Source organism: Montanilutibacter psychrotolerans (assembly GCF_003719825.1).
Classification (GTDB): Bacteria; Pseudomonadota; Gammaproteobacteria; order Xanthomonadales; family Xanthomonadaceae; genus Montanilutibacter; species Montanilutibacter psychrotolerans.
In genome coordinates, this window is sequence record NZ_RIBS01000004.1 from 168,184 (window position 1) to 187,077 (window position 18,894).

Here is an 18,894-nt window from a genome sequence, read left to right on the forward strand (position 1 = left end):
TGGGCAGCCTTCGCCCGACATCGGGGCCGTGTTGCGGTCAGGCCAGTTCCAGTCGGGCAGGGCGGCGGATAGCGCAACCTGAGGCAAGACGCACGACGCGAAGGGCGTGCGCCGGTGGGTTGCCCATCTTCGCCCGGCGTCGGAGCGGTGTGGCGGGCGGGCCAATTCCGGCCGGGCCGAGCGGGCTGATCCGCCCAGACCGCGCGGCGTCCGGCGGCGGACGGCAGCGGCCCGAGCGCAATAGCGGTAGCAGCGATGCAAACGGCGGGGCGGGGTGGGGCAAAAAAAAACGCCGCCCGAAGGCGGCGTCTATCACTATCGGTAAGCGTTGTGCTCTTACTTCTGCACGAAGCCGATCTTCTGCATGTCGGCGTTCTTCGCATGGGCAAGCACCTTGGCGAGGATGCCGTAATCGGCGTCGCTGCTGGTGTCGATCTCAAGCAATGGTTGGTTGGCCGGATTACGGTTCACCTCAACCTGCATCATGTTCTGGAGCACGCTCAAAGGCTGCGGTGCGTCGTTCCAGTACACCTGGCCGGATGCGTCGATGCGCAACTTGATCGGCGGCGGCGGTTCAACCGGGTTGGGGTTCGGAACGGTAGTCGGCTGCGGCAGGTTCACTTCGATCGGGTACGACATGATCGGTGCGGTGACCATGAAGATGATCAGCAGCACCAGCATCACGTCGACCAGCGGCGTGACGTTCATGTCCGACATCGCCGAACCACCGGAGTTGGAACTGAAAGCCATAGTGTTGTCTCCGGTTTGCCTTAGCGTTCTTTGGTCGCGACGAAGCCGACCTTGCGCATGCCCTGGGACTGCGCGATTTTCACCACTTCCTCGACGATCCGGTACTTGGTGGTCTTGTCACCACGTACGTTGATCTGAGGCTGTGGCATGCGCTGCGCCTCGATGGAAAGGCGACTTTCCAGCAGGTCCTTGGTGATCGGCTCGTCGTTCCAGAACAACGAGCCGTTCTCCATCACCGCAAGGGTGATTGGCTGCACGATCGGAGCCTTCTCTTCGCGCGCATCCAGGTTGGCCTGAGGCAGCTCGACCTTCACTTTGTGCGACATCAACGGCGCCGTGATCATGAAGATGATCAGCAGCACCAGCATCACGTCGACCAGCGGCGTGACGTTGATCTCGGCCATCGGGCCGCCGCTTTCATTGCCTGCACTAAAAGCCATAACCGAACTCCAGCTGACCTAGATGACGTGCCGACTTAGCGCTTGGCCGCCAGCTCGCCAACGCGCGAACCGGTAGCGAAGAAGTCGTGCAGGTCGTGCGCGAAGGTGTCGAACTTGTTGTTCGTCACGCGGTTCAGGCGGATGAAGAAGTTGTACGCGAGCACGGCCGGGATCGCGACGAACAGGCCGATGGCGGTCATGATCAGCGCTTCGCCGACCGGGCCGGCAACCGCGTCGATCGACGCCTGGCCGGTCGCACCGATCTTGATCAGGGCGTGGTAGATGCCCCACACGGTGCCGAGCAGGCCGACGAACGGCGCGGTCGAACCGACGGTGGCGAGCACGGTCAGACCACCCTCGAGACGCATCGACTCGCGGGTCACGGCCTGGCGCAGGGCGCGGTCCACGAACTCCGAACGGTTCAGCGACTCAACCAGACGCGAACCTTCGTGGCGCTGGTGGTGAGCGGCGGCCTGGGCGGCGTCGAGCGCGATCTTGGAGAACGGCTCGGCGCGCGACTGCTCTTCCATGTAGCGGATGGCGTCCTGGGCGTTCGGGGTTTCCCAGAACGTGCTGATCACACGGTCCGAGCTGCCCTTCAGGCGCAGGTTCTTGATGAAGTTCATGACGATCCAGTAGATCGACAGGACCGACATGGTGGCGAGCGTGATGAACACGACCCAGCCGACGAAATCGAAGTTCTGCAACAGATGCGCGAAGCTCATCTGGTTGAGCGCTTCGGCGTTGTTGCCCCCAGCAGCAGCGGCGGTGGTGGTTTCCTGCAGCATGACGCTTACCTTTGATTGAAGTGATGAAGGTGATGCGTAATTGGAAAAATGTTCCGTTACAGCGAACGGTGGACCGGACTGGCCGGTCCGGGCCGTTTACAGCTTGAAGTCGACGTTGACGTGGGCCCTGCCGCCAACCTTCTGGCCATTACGCATGCCAGGGTTGACCTTCCAGCGCTTCACACCCTCGACGGCGGCGCGGTCGAGATCGCGGTTGCGACTGGACTTGGCGACGCGGGCTTCGATGATGTTACCCGCAGCGTCGAACACGACCTCGACCACGACCGTACCGGTTGCGCCTTCGCGCAATGCCGACGGCGGGTACTTGACCGGGTACTGCGAGCGGGTGCTTGCGTCGACGTCACCACCGGCCAGATCGACCGACTGCGCGGGCGGCGCGGGCGGTGCCGGCGGCGGTGCCGGCGGATCGATCGGGCTCGGATCGGTGTTCTCGATCGGCGGCTGATCCGGCGGCGGCGGCAGTGCCGTCGGACGCGGAGGCGTGAGCTTCGGTGGCGGCTCCAGCTGCTTCGGCGGCTCTTCGGGCGGCGGCGGCGGCGGTGGCGGCGGCGGCGGTGGCTTGATCAGGTTGACGATCGTGACGTCCTCCTCCGCCTGCTGGCTTGCTGGCGGCACCATCGGCGCAAGCAGGAGCAACAGTGCAGCGACGTGCACGGCGACCGCCGAGCTGATACCGGCAATACGTGCCCAGTTCAACCCTTCGTCTTCGTCTTTGATTACGTGATTATCGAGGTCTTGCGTCATGCGCCGTCAGCTCGGAAGGTGGTGCCGGACGCTTTGGCGTCTCGGGCCGTCATACGATTCACGCACCGTTCAAGCCGCGTGAACCCCGTAGCATATACCAAGATGTGAGCCTGATTCCAAGCGCCATCTGGCATATCGTGATGCCGCTCCTGGCTCAAAGCGCCAGGATCTTGCGTGCGTCTTCCGGCTTGCTGAGCCCCTTGGCGATGGCTTGCTTGGCGGCCTCCTTGGCCTCCGGGATACGATCTTCCTGCCACAGTACACGGGCCAGGTTCAGATAGGTGTCACCGTTCGGCGCGAGCGGTGCAGCCTTGCGGTAGGCCTCGATCGCGGGGGCCACCTGTTCAGAGAAGTAGTAGGCCTGCGCGAGCGCCAGATACGTCTGGAAGTCGCCCTGCAGCACGCCCTTCTGGAGGCCGTCGTTGATGACGTTGGCCGCTTCGCGCTCTTTACCGTCAAGGTTCAGGTACAGCGCGTACAGCTGGCGGTATTCCTTGTCCTCGGTCAGCTGACCGGCGGTGCGCAGCTTCTCGAGCACGCCGATGGCTTTGTCGAGCATGTCGCCTTGCTGGTAGCTGGCGGCGAGATTGAGCTGGGCGCGCTTGTCGGTCGGATTCTTGCTGGCGATCTGTTCAGCCAGGGCCGCCGCCTCGGCGCTCTGGCCGGTCTCGAAGTAGGTTGCCATCAGCAGCTGCTGCCAGTCCGCCTTCGGCTCGGGCGACGCGTCGATCGCCTGCTTGAGCACGGTGGCGGCCTCGGGATAGCGCTCGAGGCGGTACAACGCGTTGCCCTTCAGCACCAGGTGCTCGGGCTTCTGGGTCCCGGTCTCGGTGAAGAAGCGCTCGAGCGTCACCAGCGAGTCGGCGTACTGCTCTTCCTGCAGCTGCAGCTGGGCCAACATCATCATCGCGTCGAAGTGGCCGTTGTTGTCGAGCCCGTTGAACTCCATCGCCTTGCGCAGGTAGGCCTGCGCGGCGGCGACGTCATCGGCCTCGTAGGCGATCTGCGCACCGATCTGGGCGGCGAAAGCGTGGTCGTACGCGTTGGCGGCGGCGTTGGCGATGATCTCGTCCGCCGCGGCGCGCGCTTCGGCGCCCTTGTCCTCTTCGTAGAGGTCCATCATTTTCTTCAGCTTCGGGGTCACGCGGGCCGACGCCTTGGCCTCGGGCGAGGTGCGGGTCGCCTGCGGGTACTTGGCCTCGCTGCGGTTGGTGCTGGTTTCTTCGCTCTTCTGCGCGTGGCGATCACGGCGAGCCTGCGCACGTTCCTGCGCGGACTGGGCACTGGCCTGGGAGAACGCACCGACCAGCAGGACAGCGCCGATGGCGGCCGCCAGGACATGGCGAGTTCGGAGATTGGACTTGCTCATCGACTACCTCGATCTGCTGCCGTCGCTGGTGCGGCGGGCTGCGGCTCTGGCCGGGGGGCGCCAACCTATCAGAACGCGCACCTTGACGAAACGGGGTTGCGTCCCAAGAGCGTCCGTGTTTAGCCGCAATTCGGGCGGCGTCCGGATGCACGTGCCTGCTGGTACACCGGTTGCAGGCCGCCGGCGCGACTGCGCAGTTCCTGGATGCGTGTCTGGGGGTTGGGATGCGTCGACATCCATTGCGGTGCCTGGCTGGAACCGACCTCGATCATGTGCTGCCACAAGTCGACCGCCTGGCCAGGATCGAACCCGGCCTTGGCCATGAGTTGCTGACCCACCACATCGGCCTCGGATTCCTGTTGGCGATTGTTCGGCAGCAGGATGAGGCCCTGCGCCGCCACGCCGCCAATCTGCGTGGTCGCCTGCGCCGCGCCTTCGCCGTACACCGATCCGACCAGCGCACCGAGGATGCCCAGGCCGGTCTGGGTTCCCAGCTGCTTGGTCACGCGTTCGTCGTGGTGGCGGGAGATCACATGGCCGATCTCGTGCGCGACTACCGCGGCCAACTGGTCCTGGCTCCGGGCGACGGTGAAGATGCCGGTGTGGATGCCGACCTTGCCGCCAGGCAGCGCGAAGGCGTTGGGCGATTTGTCGACGAACAGCGCCGTCTCCCAGCCGGTCTGTTGGCTGGCAGGCAGCTCACGGGTGATCGCACCGACCACGCAACGCACGTACGCGACCTGCCGCGAGTCCCGGCTCTGCGGGGTTTTCGCCTTGGCTTCGGCGAACGCCTGCATGCCGAGCTGGTCGAGCTGCGCCTGCGAGACACCGCCGACCCGTTGCGTGCGCCCGGTGGGCGAGGTGGTGGTGGCGCAGGCGGCAAGCAACACCGCGATCGACAGGCCGAGCACGATCGGTTTCATGGAATCTGGTCCGTTCAGCGGGATGAAGACTTGTAACTCCGCCGCAATGAACAGGCCGTCAATATCCGACGATGGACAGGTGCATTGGCGGGTGCACCGCTTCGACGTTTCGAACGCCGCTCACTGCGTGGCCAGCAGTACCAGGCAGGCGAGCAGGTTGTTGATCGCGTGCGCGCCGATCGCGGCCCACAACGTGCCGGTGTGGCGGTAGACGCAGGCGAAGATTCCGCCCATCAGCGTGTAGCCCAGCAGCAGCAGGGTGGTCGCCGCGACGCTGTTGCCACCGACGCCGGGCACCTCGTGCATCAGCGCGAAGGCAAGGCTGCTCAGGAGCACGCCCAACCACGGCCGTCCGGCCGCCCACAGACGCCCGAACAGCACGCGTCGAAACAGCAGCTCTTCGTAGGCGGGTGCAAACAGCACGACGAGGGCAAACAGCGTCCACGGATGGCTGTGCAGCAATTCGCCGATCAGGACCTGATTGCTGGGGACCGCGTCGACGCCGACGTGCTGCATGGCCCAGCCCAGCAGCAGGCTGGCGGCGAAGGCCACCACGCCAGCCAGCAATGCCCAGCCCCAGCTCGACGGGCGCCGCGCTGCACGCAACGAGGTCGCGCGTTCGGCGGCCGGTGCGGGGCGTCGAAAGAAGTACACGACCAGCGCGGTGGCAAACATTGCGCCCAGGCCGATGCCGATCTGGGCCGCCATGCCGGGCTGGCCGATGGCCGCGGCCATCCGGTCGGGGGTGGCGAGAACGTCCAGGCGTGGTGCCATGGACACGAGGCGGGCGGCCGCCCAGACCATGCCACCCAGCACGCTGGTGGCCAGCAGCACCGCGAGCGCGATCAGCAGGTCGACCACGAAACCCAGCAGCGGGCGCCACCCCGCGTCGCCGGGCAGGCCCGGAGGCGGGCAGGTGCTGATCTTGGCCAGCACCGATGCCTCAGACGTCGAGATTGGCCACCTTCAGCGCGTTGTCCTCGATGAACTCGCGGCGCGGTTCGACCACGTCGCCCATCAAGGTCGCGAAGATCTGGTCGGCGGCCACCGCGTCCTCGATCCGCACCTGCAGCAGGCGTCGGGTCTCGGGATTCACCGTGGTGTCCCAGAGCTGCTCGGGGTTCATTTCGCCCAGGCCCTTGAAGCGCTGGATCTGGCGGCCCTTCTTGGCTTCCTCGAGCAGCCAGGCCTGCGCTTGGGCGAAGCTGGACACCGGCTGCGCGCGGTTGCCGCGCAGGATCTGCGCGCCTTCGCGCACCAGGCCATGCAGCTGCACCGCGGCTTCGCGAAGCGCGCGCAGCTCGCCGCTGTCGAACGCGCTCAACGGCAGGATCTGGGTGAGTTCCTCGCCCATGTGGCGGCGGGTGACCAGCAGCGCGCCCTGGCGGGTTTCAGTGGCCGGGTGCAGGTCGATCTTGTAGCGCGGCTTGCCAAGGCCGTGGTCGTTGAGGCGTGCGGCCAGTGCCTCCAGCTCGGCGTCCAGGTTGGAGCCGGGCGGCAGGTGCGCGCTGTCGAGCGGTGCGAAATCGATCAGCGCCGCGAGCACGTTCGGGTCGTAGCGGTGCGAGTTGCGGGCGATCGCCTCGCGAGCCCCGGCGTAGGCCAGCAGCAGCTTCTCCAGCGCGACACCCACGATCGGCGGCTCGCCGGTGGCCGGAATCAGCGACGCACCTTCCACGGCGTTGCCGGCCAGGTAGGCGTCCAACGCGGCATCGTCCTTGAGATAGAGCTCGGTCTTGCCCTGCTTGATCTTGTAGAGCGGCGGCAGGCCGATGTAGATGTGCCCGCGTTCGATCAGCTCCGGCATCTGCCGGTAGAAGAAAGTCAGCAGCAGCGTGCGGATGTGCGAGCCGTCGACGTCGGCGTCGGTCATCAGGATGATGCGGTGGTAGCGCAACTTGTCCGGGTTGTACTCGTCCTTGCCGATGCCGGTGCCCAGCGCCGTGATCAGCGTGCCGACCTCGGCACTGGCGAGCATGCGGTCGAAGCGCGCGCGCTCGACGTTGAGGATCTTGCCCTTGAGCGGCAGGATCGCCTGCGTCTTGCGATTGCGGCCCTGCTTCGCCGAACCACCTGCCGAGTCGCCCTCGACGATGAACAGTTCGGACTTGGCCGGATCCTTCTCCTGGCAGTCGGCGAGCTTGCCCGGCAGGCCGGCGATGTCGAGCGCACCCTTGCGCCGCGTCAGGTCGCGCGCCTTGCGCGCCGCCTCGCGAGCGCGGGCCGCATCGACGATCTTGCCCACGATGGCACGGGCTTCGTGGGGGTGCTCCTGCAGGAACTCCTCCAAACGTGCACCGAACGTGTGCTCAACTACCGGCCTGACCTCGGAACTGACCAGTTTTTCCTTGGTCTGCGACGAGAAGCTGGGGTCGGGCACCTTCACTGACAGCACCGCGATCATGCCTTCGCGCATGTCGTCGCCCGACAGCGCCACCTTGGCCTGCTTGGCCAGGCCGCTCTGCTCGACGTAGTTGGACAACGTGCGGGTCAATGCGGCGCGGAAGCCGATCAGGTGGGTGCCGCCGTCCTTCTGCGGGATGTTGTTGGTGAAGCAGAACATCGTCTCCTGGTAGGAGTCGGTCCACTGCAGCGCCACGTCGACGGTGATGCCGTTCTGCTCGCCCGACACCGAGATCACGTTCGGGTGCAGCGGGGTCTTCAACTGCGCCAGATGCTCGACGAACGAGCGGATACCGCCCTCGTACTCGAACACGTCGCGCTTGCCTTCGCCACGCTCGTCGGTGAGGACGATGCGGACGCCGGAGTTGAGGAACGACAGCTCGCGCAGGCGCTTGGCGAGGATGTCGTAGTGGAACTCGACATCGGTGAAGATCTCTACCGAGGGCTTGAAGCGCAGCAGGGTGCCGCGTCGCTCGGAGTTGTCGAGCGTCTTCAGCGGGTACAGCGGCTCGCCAAGCGCGTACTCCTGGCGGTGGTGGTTGCCATCGCGCCAGATGTCGAGCCACAGGTGCTCGGACAGGGCGTTGACCACCGACACGCCCACGCCGTGCAGACCACCGGAAACCTTGTAGCTGTTGTCGTCGAACTTGCCGCCGGCGTGCAGCACGGTGAGGATCACCTCGGCCGCCGAAACGCCTTCTTCCTTGTGGATGTCGACCGGAATGCCGCGTCCGTTGTCGGACACCGAGCACGATCCGTCGTCGTGCAAGGTCACCAGGACCTCATTGGCGTGGCCGGCGAGCGCTTCGTCGATCGAGTTGTCGACCACCTCGAAGACCATGTGGTGCAGACCGGTGCCATCGTGCACGTCGCCGATGTACATGCCCGGACGCTTGCGAACGGCCTCCAGACCACGCAGGACCGTGATCTTGCTGGAGTCGTAGGTCTGGTTCGGAACGGGCGCGTCGGCGGACGGTTCTTGCGACGGGTCGTGCTCGATCTGGGTCATGCGGCAGAAGGCTCCGGTGACGCGGTCGCGGGCGGTGCGCGCGCGTCGGGACACATTAGAAATACGTGACGGGAGTATAGCAGCCGGGGCTGGCCGGCCCGGCCGGGCTCCCAGTGCGTGCCGGTTTACGGCGTAGCCGGTTCAGCGGCAGAGGGCGCGACCCGGTGGGCGGTTTCTTGGCACCGCGAGCGCGAACGGTGGTTGTTAAATGCGTGTGACCAAACCATGTTCCACGTGGAACATGGTGATCGGAACATTGGCGGCCGCCACCGCGACCGGGATGTCGGTGCCGGTGACAAATACCTGGGCGCCGGTTTCCAGCAGGTAGTCCAGCACCCGCTGCTGGTGGTGTCGATCGAGCTCGGACGCCAAGTCATCGAGCGCGACGACCGGCCATTCACCGCGCTGCCTCGCGTAATCCTGCGCCTGGGCGAGCAGCGCGCACAACGCCACCAGCTTGGCCTGGCCGCGCGACAGGGCCTCGCGGCCAGGCAACCCGGCAATGGCGATGCGCCAGTCGGCCCGATGCGGCCCGACCGAGGTGAATCCGGCCAACAGGTCCCGGTCCCGGGCCAGCAGCAGGGCGTCGGCGAGCGACAGTTCGTCACGTCGCCAACCCGGTGCGTACGAGAGATGGACTTGGCCCAGGCTGGGGGCCAAGCGGTCGATGAGCTCGCGAAAACCCGGTTCAAGGGCATCGAGGTAGTGCTGTCGTCGTTGGCTCAGCGGTTCACCGGCGTCGGCGAGCTCGTGATCCCAGGCGTCGAGCTGCTTGCCGCCCGTCCGCGACTTGAGGAGGGCGTTGCGTTGCTTGAGGGCGCGCGCGTACCGGCGCCACAGCGGCAGGAAGTTCTGTTCCACGTGGAACAACCCCCAGTCGAGGTAGCGCCGACGGACCTCGGAAGGCCCGGTCACGAGGGCGTGACTGCCGGGCTCGAAACTGACCACGGCCAACGCCGCGCAAAGTTCGCCCAGGTGCCCGACGTCCTCACCATCGAGTCGGCCGCTCCAATCGCTGCCCCGATGGGACAGTCCCGCTTTCCGGGTGCGCGACCAGGCGGCTGCACCGTCGGCGACGCGACCGTCGGCGGGCTCACGAACCACCGCCTCCTGCCATTCGACGAAGACCTGCAGCGACGTGTCCCCGGCACGGATCAATCCGTCACGGACCCGACCGCGGAAACTTCGCCCGTACGCCATCAGGTGCAGCGCCTCCAGGAGGCTGGTTTTTCCCGCGCCGTTGTCGCCGGTGATCAGATTCAGCCCGCTGCCGGGTTCGATGCGGACATCGGCGAACCGTCGCAGGCCGCGTGCATCGAGGCGCGTTACCTGCATCGCTCGTCCTCCGGCACGCGGAAACAAACACGCCCGGGCAGGCCGGGCGTGTCAGGAAGCACATGTTCCACGTGGAACATCAGCAGATGTGCCCGGCCGATCGGGTCAGAGCCGCAGCGGCATCACGACATGCCGGCACCGCTCGTTACTCGCTTCGCGCACCAGCGCCGAGGAGTTGGCATCGCGCAAAGCGATCACGACGTGCTCATCGCGAAGCGCCGTCAAGGCGTCGAGCAGGTAGTTGACATTGAAGCCGACGGCCAGGTCATCGACCTTGGTGTCTGCCTCAACCTCTTCCTGCGCTTCTTCCTGCTCGGGATTGTGTGCGCTGATCTTGAGCTGGCCAGGCGACACCTCGATGCGCACGCCGCGGTACTTCTCGTTCGAGAGGATCGCGGCGCGTTGCAGGGATGCACGCAGGACCTCGCGCTCGATGCGGACTTCGCGATCGGCGCCAATCGGAATCACCGCCTCGTAGTCCGGGAAGCGGCCGTCGATGAGCTTGCTGGTGAAGGTGACGTCGTCGCGCTTCACCCGGATGTGCCCTCGCCCCATCTCCAGTTCGATCTCCCTCTCGCCGTTTTCGAGCAGGCGCTGCAGCTCCTGCACGCCCTTGCGGGGCACGATGATCTGGCGCTTGGTCTGCGCACTGCCTTCGTAGCTGGCTTCGCAAAGCGCCAATCGATGGCCATCGGTGGCCACGCAGCGCAGGCTGGTTTCCCGCAGGTCGAACAACAGGCCATTGAGGTAGTAGCGCACGTCTTGCTGGGCCATCGCGAACGCAGTGCGCTCGATGAGCTCCTTCAGTGCGGCTTCCGGTACGCGGACGCGTTCGGTCGCTTCCACCTCGTCGATCGACGGGAAGTCGTTCGATGGCAGACACGCCAGAGTGAAGCGCGAACGACCGGCCTGCACGGTGACCTTCTCGGCCGCCTGCGACACGGTGATCTTGCTGCCGTCGGGCAGGGCACGAACGATCTCGAACAACTTGCGCGCCGGAATCGTGGTTTCCCCGTCTTGCGCGTCGTCGACGGCGATGCGGGAAACCATCTCGACCTCGAGATCGGTACCGGTCAACGACAGCTGACCGTCGCGGACCTGGACGAGCAGGTTAGCCAAAACGGGCAAGGTCTGGCGTCGTTCGACGACGTTGACGACTTGCGCGAGCGGCTTGAGGAAAACTTCGCGTTGCAGGCTGAAGCGCATGCGGACCCCTTTGCCCCTGAGCTGTGATGGGCGAAAACCCAATACAGGATTGTTGAATAAATCAAAAGCTTGGTGGTGATGGTGTCGCCGAAAATCCGGGAAAACTCAATCAAGCTATTGATTTACAAGAAATTTCTTGCAATGGAAAACCTGCTGAAAGCTAGCTGGCAAACCTCTGACAAGCTGTGGACAACTTTACCATCGGCAACCGGCGCGACACTTGTCCACAACTTCTACGGCATTGATCCACCAGGCTCTGTGCGTAATCGCCAAAACGGCTATTCGCTGAGCTTGCGGATCAGCTTCTCCCAGTCCTCGCGCAGCTTTCCGTCGGCCTCCATCAGCGTGCGGATCTGCCGGCAGGCATGCAGCACGGTCGTGTGGTCGCGGCCGGCGAAGGCATCGCCGATCTCCGGCAGGCTGTGCTCGGTGAGTTCCTTGGTCAGCGCCATGGCCACCTGGCGCGGGCGCGCCAGCGAGCGCGTACGGCGCTTGGACAACAGATCCTTGATCTGGAGGCCGTAGTAGTCGGCGACCGTCTTCTGGATGTTCGGGATGCCGATGGCGTGCTGCTGGGCGCGCAGCAGGTCACGCAAGGTCTCCTGGGCGAACTCGGGCGTGATCGCCCGGCCGGTGAAGTTGGCGCGTGCGGTCAGCGTGTTGAGCGCGCCCTCGAGGTCGCGCACGTTGCTGCGCATCTTCTTGGCGAGCAGAAACGCGACTTCTTCGGGAATGTTGGCGCCGCGTTCCTTGGCCTTGGCCAGCACGATCTGCGCGCGGGTCTCGAAATCCGGCGGCTCGATCGCCACGCTCAGGCCCCAGGCCAGACGGGACTTCAGGCGCGGTTCCAGGCCGTCGACCTCGCGCGGGTAACGATCGCAGGTCAGGATGATCTGCTGCTTGCCGTCGAACAGCGCGTTGAAGGTGTGGAAGAACTCCTCCTGCGTGCGGTCCTTGCCGGCGAAGAACTGGATGTCGTCGATCAGCAGCGCGTCGACCTGCTGGAACTGGCGCTTGAACTGGTCCATGGTCCGGTCCTGCAGCGCTTTCATCATCGCGCTGAAGAACTGGTCCGAGCGCAGGTACATCACCCGCGTGCCCGGATTGGCCGCCCGCATCGCATTGCCGGCGGCAAACATCAGGTGCGTCTTGCCCAGGCCGGTGCTCCCGTACAGCAGCAGCGGGTTGTGCGAGCGGTCACCGGGCTTCTGCGACGCCTGCAGCGCCGCGGCCCGGCCGAGCTGGTTGCTGCGGCCTTCGACGAAGTTCTCGAAGGTGTAATGGTTGTCGAGGTTGCCCTGGAACGGCTCGGCGTTTGCCGCGGCGGGCGCGGCGCGCGGGCGAGACGGTTCGCTGGCGGTGGCCGGCGGCGCGGCGCGCGGCAGGGAGCCGACCTCGAGGCTGACCTCGCTGCTGCCGGCGAAGTACGACAGCAGCTCACGGATGCGGCCCAGGTAACGTTCGCGCACGTTCTCGACCACGAACGCGTTTGGCGCGTACAGCACGGTGACGTCGTCGCGATGGCTGGCCTGCAGTGGCTTGAGCCAGGTGTGGACGTCCTCCGCGGGGAACTCGGCTTCAAGGCGTTCGAGGCAGCGGGGCCAGGCGTCCATCGTATTCACAAACTTCTCGGGTTCTGGCTGGCCGGGCGGCTGGGCGGGCAAAAAGGTGCCGGCCGCACGATGCACGCATCGCGGCAAAGCTGATTGGGGACGCGGCAGACTACCACCGCCGAGAGGCGCGGAACAGGACTTGTCCACAGGTCTCTGTACAGGGTAGTCCACAGGCTCTGGCACGGGCATCGCCACGTCCGGCGAGGCTTTGCGCGAAAGATCCCCAGCTTCGAGCCACCGAGCGGTGGATAACTATGGGCGGCCGTCCCCGGGGGGGCGTGGACGGGGCGACTTGACCTGCCTGCCGTGAGGTCGCTAGACTCCGCGGTCTTTTCCGCCGTTCACGCAGAAGCCGAGCCATGGCCACCAAGCGCACCTACCAGCCCAGCAACCTCAAGCGCAAGCGCGACCACGGCTTCCGTGCCCGCATGGCGACCGCCGACGGCCGCAAGATTCTTGCCCGTCGCCGCGCCAAGGGCCGCAAGCGTCTTTGCGCCTGAGCGTTCGGCGACAGCCGGACCTCCAGTGGCCGTCCCTGACGGCCGCCAGCCGACAATGTCATCGAACCGCTTCCCGCGCACCGCGCGGGTTCGCGCGCGTTCGGATTTCGACCGCATCTTCAAGCATGGTCGGCGCGTAGCGCTGCCCGTGCTTGCGCTGCATTGGCAGGCCGATGACGCCGAGCCACGGATGGGCCTTGCGGTGTCACGCAAGGTCGATCCGCACGCGGTCGGCCGCAACCGCATCAAGCGCATTCTCCGCGACGAGTTCCGTCATCGCCGGGCCAACCTGGCCACCGGCGACTACGTGCTGGTCGCGCGCCCCGGCGCCGCCCGTTGCAGCGGCGACGAGCTGCGTGCCGCGCTGCAGTCGTTGCTAAAGCGTGCCGGCGCGCTGCGCCCCGACGGTTCGTCGCCATCGGGTGGCCCGCAGGCCGCCAGTGCGCACGCCCAAACACCCGGTTCCACGGCCTCGCCCGGTTCGACACCCGGTGACGCCGCGTTGCCGCTGTCGCCAGCGCCCGGCACAATGCCGCCCGCTGCTTGTCCGGCGGACCTTCCGCCCCAATCCCCCTGATCCTGCGCCGACCTCCCGCGTCGGCCGAGCCACTGCCGCCCATGAACCAGACACGTGCCTTCCTGATCTTCGCCTGGCTGATGGTGGCGACCCTGCTGTGGATGGAATGGGGCAAGGAGAAGGTCGCGCCGCCGGCGACTCCGACCGCTACCCAGCCCGTGCCGTCGGCCAGCACCGTCCCCGGCGCTCCGACCGCGAACATCCCCAAGGCGCCCGCCGCCAACGGCACCGCACCGACGGTCGCCACCGCAAGCGCCACGCCGGCCGGTCCGACCGCGGTGACCGTGGTCACCGACGTGCTGCGGGTCCGTCTCGACGGCGGCGTGCTGCACCAGGCCGACCTGCTGAAGTATCCGAGCACCGCCGACGCCCGCAGCGCACCGGTTCGACTGCTCGCCGATGACCCGGCCAACTACTTCGTGGCACAGAGCGGTTGGACCACGGCCGGCGGCCTGCCTGCGCCGACCCACGAGTCCGGCTTCGTGCTCGAGGGTGCGCCGCGCGAGTTCAAGCTGGCCACCGGCAGCAACACGCTGGTCGTGCCGTTCGTGTGGACCGGCAACAACGGCGTGACGATCCGCCGCAACTACACCTTCCACCGCGGTGGCTACGTGGTGACTGTCCGTGACGAGGTCGCCAACAACGGCGCCGCGCCGTGGCAGGGCTTTGTCTATCGCCAGCTTGGCCGCGTGCCGCGCGCTCTCGTCAAGAAGGGCCCGATGAGCGCGGAGAGCTACAGCTTCCAGGGCGCGGCGTGGTTCAGCTCCGCCGACAAGTACGAGAAGCGCCCGTACGACGACTTCGTCGAAGATGGCACCCTCGACAAGCAGGTCACCGGCGGCTGGATCGCGATGGTGCAGCACCATTTCTTCGCCGCCTGGATCCCGGGCGCGAACGACGCCAGCACGTTCTCGGTGATCGCCACCCCGGTCACCGGCGGCAGCCAGTACCTGATCCGCGAAGTCGGTCCCGGCGTCAATATTGCGCCCGGCGCGACCGCCAGCACCGAGGCGCGCCTGTGGGTCGGGCCGAAGCTGGTCAAGCAGATCGAAGCGCAGAACGTGCCGGGTCTGGACCGCGCGGTCGACTTCAGCACGTGGTCGATCATGGCCGCCATCGCAAACGCGCTGTTCTGGCTGCTGGAGAAGATCCACGGCCTGGTCGGCAACTGGGGCTGGGCGATCGTCGGCCTGGTGGTCGTGATCAAGGCGCTGATGTACCCGCTGTCGGCCGCGCAGTACAAGTCGATGGCGAAGATGCGCAAGTTCCAGCCGCGCATCGCCCAGCTCAAGGAGCGCTACGGCGAGGACAAGCAGAAGTTCCAGATGGCGATGATGGAGCTGTACAAGAAGGAGAAGATCAACCCGGTTGGCGGTTGCTTCCCGATCCTGCTGCAGATGCCGGTGTTCCTCGCGCTGTACTGGATGCTGTCCGAATCGGTCGAGCTGCGCCATGCGCCGTGGATCGGCTGGATCCAGGACCTGACCTCGCGCGATCCGTTCTTCGTGCTGCCGGTGATCAACATCGCGTTGATGTGGGCCACCCAGAAGCTCACGCCGACGCCGGGCATGGACCCGATGCAGAAGAAGATGATGCAGATGATGCCGCTGGTGTTCGGCGTGATGTTCGCGTTCTTCCCGGCCGGTCTGGTGCTGTACTGGATCACCAACTCCGGCCTGGGCCTGCTGCAGCAGTGGTGGATGACCCGCAAGTACGGCGAGGCGCCTGCCAAGGCGTGATGCACCCCGCGTCGTAACCCGTCCAGGCCCGCCGAAAGGCGGGCTTGGCGTTTGAGGCGCGGGCATTCCGCGCTGCGACGGCAACCCCATCCCGTTCTGCCACCATTGCCGCCATGACCGAACCCGCCCGCGACACCATCGTTGCCGTCGCCACCGCCCCGGGGGCCGGAGGCGTCGGCATCGTGCGCCTGTCCGGTGCCGGCGCCAGCGCGATCGCGCGGACTCTGGCCGGCCGGGCGCTGCGCCCGCGCCACGCGCACCACGTGCGCTTCCGCGATGCGCGCGGCGAGGTGCTCGACGACGGCATCGCGCTGTACTTCCAGGGCCCCGCCAGCTACACCGGCGAGGACGTCGTGGAATTGCAGGCGCACGGCAGTCCCGCGGTGCTGCAGGAACTGCTGCTGCGTTGCTGCGAGCTGGGGGCGCGGCGGGCGCGTCCGGGTGAATTCAGCGAACGCGCGTTCCTCGAAGGCCGCCTTGACCTCGCCCAGGCCGAGGCCGTGGCCGATCTCATCGCCGCGGCCGATGCGCGCGCCGCCCGCGCGGCGCGCCGGGCACTCGATGGCGAGTTCTCGCGGCGCGTCGACGCGATCGCCGACGAGCTGCTCGCGATCCGCGTGCACGTCGAAGCGGCGATCGATTTTGCCGACGAGCCGCTGGACACGCTTGGCGGCGCCGGCCTGGGCAAGCGCTTCGATGCCCTGGCTTTGGCGCTGGCGGCGCTGCTGCGGGCCGCCGAACGCGGCCGACGCCTGCGCGACGGCCTGCACGCGGTGATCGTCGGCCCGCCCAATGCCGGCAAGAGCTCGTTGCTGAACGCGCTGGCCGGGAGCGACCGGGCGATCGTCACCGACATCGCCGGCACCACGCGCGACCTGCTGCAGGAAACGATCCGCATCGACGGGGTCGAACTGACCCTGGTCGATACCGCCGGCCTGCGCGACGGGGGCGACGCCATCGAACGCGAGGGCATGCGCCGCGCCCGCGCCGAACTGTCGCGCGCCGACCTCGCGATCGCCGTGATCGACGCCCGGGACCCCGAGGCCGGCCACGCCGCGGTCGCCGACGCCATCGCCGGGGTCGCCTCGGTTCTGTGGCTGCACAACAAGTCCGATCTGCTGGCGTCGGGACCGGCGTTCGACCCCGGCACGGACGAGGTGCTGCACGTGTCGGCGCGCACCGGCGCCGGCCTCGACGCGCTGCATCGGCGCCTGCGCGGGCTGGCTCAGGGCGAGGGCGAGGACGCGGGAGAAGGCGCATTCACCGCCCGGGCGCGCCACGTCGACGCCCTGTTGCGGGCGCAGGCGCACCTGGTCGAGGCCCGCGGGCAGCTGGACCACGAGATCCTGGACCTGGCGGCCGAATCACTGCGCCTGGGCCACGACGAGCTCGGGGCGATCACCGGCCGGGTCCGGCCCGACGACCTGCTGGGGCACATCTTTTCGAGCTTCTGCATCGGAAAATAGGCGCCCGCGGGGGTAGAACGGCAGACGCGCATCCCGTAACGTGCTCCGGCGGCCGCCGTCGATGCCGTTCATGCTTGACAAACGCAGCGCTCTAGCGCGTCCTAACCATGTGCGCCGCGCTGGCGTACTTCAGGGGAGCTTTGCCAATGATTGTGAACACACAGCGCCGGCCTGTCAGCCGGCTTGCCAACCTCACTCGGTTGACCGCGCTGCTGGCCCTGGGCCTGGCCGTGGCAGCCTGCAACAAGGAACCGGCCGCACCTGGCCCGGCCACCACGCCTACGACCGACGCCGCGGCACCCGCGGTCACGGCGCAGACGGCGGTGTCCGACAAGGTTTCCGCCATGGACGTCGAGCAGCTGCGCGAAGCCGCTCGCAAGGCCTACGCCGAAAACCGCCTGTACGCGCCGGCCGAGGACAACGCGGTCGAGTACTACCTCGCGCTTCGTGACAAGCAGCCTGGCGACGCCGCGGCGTCCAGCGCACTGACCGACCTGTTGCCGATGACGGTGATCGCGATCGAGCAGAGCATCACGCGCGAGGACTTCGCAGAAGCCCAGCGCTTGTCCGCGTTGCTGGAGAAGACCGACCCGAACCACCCGGCGCTGGCCCGCCTCAAGAGCACCATCACCACCCAGCAGACCGCGGCCGTGAAGCGCGCCGAAGAGCAGGTGCTGACCGCCGAAGAGCAGGCCAAGAAGCAGATCGAGCTCGAGAAGCAGCGTCTGGAAGATCAGAAGAAGCAGCAGGAGCAAGCCGCTCGCGCGCTTGCGACGCAGCAGGCTGCCGACGCCCGCGCCGCCGAAACGCGTGCCACCGAACAGCGCGCCGCCGACGCCCGCGCCGCCGAACAGCGTGCCGCCGACGCCCGCGCTGCGGAGCAGCGTGCCGCCCGGCAGCGCGCAACGGCGTCCGCCCCGGCTGCGCAGGAACTGCGTGCGCTGTCGACGCCGGCGCCGCGCTACCCGCCGGAAGCGTTGCGCGCAGCGCAGCGTGGCGAGGTGCAGGTCGAGTTCACCGTCGGCACCGACGGCTCGGTGACTTCGGCACGCGTGGTGCGTTCCAACCCGGCCCGCATCTTCGATCGCGAAGCGGTCAATGCAGTCCGCAAGTGGCGCTTCCAGCCGGTGGCTTCGCCGGTGACGACGCGTCGCACGATCGGCTTCGATCCGGGTCAGTAAGCCCGCCTCCGCCAACGCTGCAGCAACAGGCAGCGGCATCAACGAGAAGCCCGGCCTGGCCGGGCTTCTTGCTGTCTGCCTGACGCATCCGGTTGCCACGCCGTGCGTGTGTCGTTCCTGGTCCGACGCTGCGCAGGCACGACGCACGGCCGGCAAGCCCGATGGCAGAGCGCGCTCTGCTATGACAACCGCGCCGTGCCGCACGGGCCCGCGATTCCGGGTGCCGGTCTGCGTTGAACGACTACGGCCGGGCGACGACAAACAAGTGAACACAAACGGGCGACACGTGCCGGCCGTCCATCACGTCACGCCGTGTTGCGGGCTATCCCGCGTCTGCGCTCACCGCGCGTCGTCGGCCGGCGCGCGATAGATGCCGGCGCACGCGCAGGGTCAGTTGTTCGCGTGCCATGGCCAGCATCAGCAGCGGCGCGGCCGGGTCCGCCGCCTCCATCGCACGCTTGGCGGCGGAGATCGCCTCGCTCGCCGCCGCTGCGCCCTCGTCATCGAGCAGCGATCGCAGCGCACGCGAATGCTGGTCCAGACGTCGCGAGAATCCGGGGTTCACTCCGTGTCCGGCGCGCCGTATGACCTGGACCATGGTGGCTTCGGTGCGCACCAGTTCGTTGCGAAGCTGCTCGTTATGGAGAGTCATGCGAAGAGTGTGGCCCGTGTCTGTCGCAGTGGCTGCGAAAGGCCCGCATCTTGACGACGCCAATGTTATTGACCGGTGCACGCGGTGCTACGCAATCGTTACAGCGGCTGGCCGTCGACGCTGGCGTTCGCGATGCGTGACGTCGCGCCATGTCCACACGCATCGCGCAGCGGCGCTC

Annotated in this window: 17 protein-coding genes; 5 read left to right on the forward strand and 12 right to left on the reverse strand. The window is 67.0% G+C overall.

The genetic code is table 11. From position 1 onward, the window contains the following. Positions 1 to 336: 336 nt before the first annotated feature. The 11 genes from EER27_RS09885 to dnaA form a co-directional block, all read right to left on the reverse strand. Entirely contained in the window at positions 337 to 750 is a 414-nt protein-coding gene (locus tag EER27_RS09885) for an ExbD/TolR family protein (protein ID WP_123087940.1), read from the reverse strand. Positions 751 to 770: 20 nt separating this feature from the next. Further along, positions 771 to 1,190 (reverse strand): ExbD/TolR family protein, encoded by a 420-nt coding sequence (locus EER27_RS09890; protein ID WP_123087941.1) that lies wholly within the window; start codon positions 1,188 to 1,190, stop codon positions 771 to 773. Positions 1,191 to 1,225: 35 nt separating this feature from the next. Next, positions 1,226 to 1,978, reverse strand: coding sequence for a MotA/TolQ/ExbB proton channel family protein (locus EER27_RS09895; RefSeq protein ID WP_123087942.1), 753 nt, complete (start codon positions 1,976 to 1,978; stop codon positions 1,226 to 1,228). Between the two features lie 96 nt (positions 1,979 to 2,074). Then, complete coding sequence (locus tag EER27_RS09900) at positions 2,075 to 2,743, reverse strand: energy transducer TonB (RefSeq protein ID WP_123087943.1); 669 nt, start codon at positions 2,741 to 2,743, stop codon at positions 2,075 to 2,077. Positions 2,744 to 2,897: 154 nt separating this feature from the next. After that, positions 2,898 to 4,112: a tetratricopeptide repeat protein gene (locus tag EER27_RS09905; protein WP_123087944.1), complete on the reverse strand. Its 1,215-nt coding sequence runs from the start codon at positions 4,110 to 4,112 to the stop codon at positions 2,898 to 2,900. Between the two features lie 119 nt (positions 4,113 to 4,231). After that, on the reverse strand, positions 4,232 to 5,035 hold the full coding sequence (locus EER27_RS09910) for a M48 family metallopeptidase (RefSeq protein ID WP_123087945.1): 804 nt from the start codon (positions 5,033 to 5,035) through the stop codon (positions 4,232 to 4,234). A 120-nt stretch (positions 5,036 to 5,155) separates the two neighbouring features. Continuing rightward, complete coding sequence (locus EER27_RS09915) at positions 5,156 to 5,971, reverse strand: CPBP family intramembrane glutamic endopeptidase (RefSeq protein WP_223807266.1); 816 nt, start codon at positions 5,969 to 5,971, stop codon at positions 5,156 to 5,158. Positions 5,972 to 5,978: 7 nt separating this feature from the next. Then, positions 5,979 to 8,447, reverse strand: a complete 2,469-nt coding sequence (gene gyrB / locus EER27_RS09920; protein WP_123087946.1) for a DNA topoisomerase (ATP-hydrolyzing) subunit B — start codon at positions 8,445 to 8,447, stop codon at positions 5,979 to 5,981. Between the two features lie 204 nt (positions 8,448 to 8,651). After that, positions 8,652 to 9,782 (reverse strand): DNA replication/repair protein RecF, encoded by a 1,131-nt coding sequence (gene recF / locus EER27_RS09925; protein ID WP_123087947.1) that lies wholly within the window; start codon positions 9,780 to 9,782, stop codon positions 8,652 to 8,654. Between the two features lie 105 nt (positions 9,783 to 9,887). Continuing rightward, entirely contained in the window at positions 9,888 to 10,988 is a 1,101-nt protein-coding gene (gene dnaN / locus EER27_RS09930) for a DNA polymerase III subunit beta (RefSeq protein ID WP_123087948.1), read from the reverse strand. 278 nt (positions 10,989 to 11,266) lie between these two features. Beyond that, the gene (dnaA, locus tag EER27_RS09935; RefSeq protein WP_123087949.1) at positions 11,267 to 12,601 is read right to left on the reverse strand and encodes a chromosomal replication initiator protein DnaA; all 1,335 of its coding nucleotides are present in this window, start codon (positions 12,599 to 12,601) and stop codon (positions 11,267 to 11,269) included. 359 nt (positions 12,602 to 12,960) lie between these two features. Between dnaA and rpmH the strand changes: the two genes are divergently transcribed. From rpmH to EER27_RS09960, 5 genes are all read left to right on the forward strand, one after another. Continuing rightward, positions 12,961 to 13,101, forward strand: a complete 141-nt coding sequence (gene rpmH / locus EER27_RS09940; protein ID WP_031374044.1) for a 50S ribosomal protein L34 — start codon at positions 12,961 to 12,963, stop codon at positions 13,099 to 13,101. A gap of 55 nt (positions 13,102 to 13,156) precedes the next feature. Continuing rightward, on the forward strand, positions 13,157 to 13,678 hold the full coding sequence (gene rnpA / locus EER27_RS09945) for a ribonuclease P protein component (protein ID WP_123087950.1): 522 nt from the start codon (positions 13,157 to 13,159) through the stop codon (positions 13,676 to 13,678). A 41-nt stretch (positions 13,679 to 13,719) separates the two neighbouring features. Next, a complete protein-coding gene (gene yidC, locus EER27_RS09950) occupies positions 13,720 to 15,417 on the forward strand; it encodes a membrane protein insertase YidC (protein WP_123087951.1) in 1,698 nt (565 codons plus the stop codon). A gap of 113 nt (positions 15,418 to 15,530) precedes the next feature. Then, positions 15,531 to 16,883, forward strand: coding sequence for a tRNA uridine-5-carboxymethylaminomethyl(34) synthesis GTPase MnmE (mnmE, locus tag EER27_RS09955; RefSeq protein WP_123087952.1), 1,353 nt, complete (start codon positions 15,531 to 15,533; stop codon positions 16,881 to 16,883). Positions 16,884 to 17,029: 146 nt separating this feature from the next. Then, positions 17,030 to 18,064, forward strand: a complete 1,035-nt coding sequence (locus tag EER27_RS09960) for an energy transducer TonB (RefSeq protein WP_123087953.1) — start codon at positions 17,030 to 17,032, stop codon at positions 18,062 to 18,064. A gap of 322 nt (positions 18,065 to 18,386) precedes the next feature. On the opposite strand, the gene EER27_RS09965 is transcribed toward EER27_RS09960, so the two are convergent. Then, positions 18,387 to 18,716 (reverse strand): hypothetical protein, encoded by a 330-nt coding sequence (locus tag EER27_RS09965; RefSeq protein ID WP_123087954.1) that lies wholly within the window; start codon positions 18,714 to 18,716, stop codon positions 18,387 to 18,389. Positions 18,717 to 18,894: the final 178 nt, after the last annotated feature.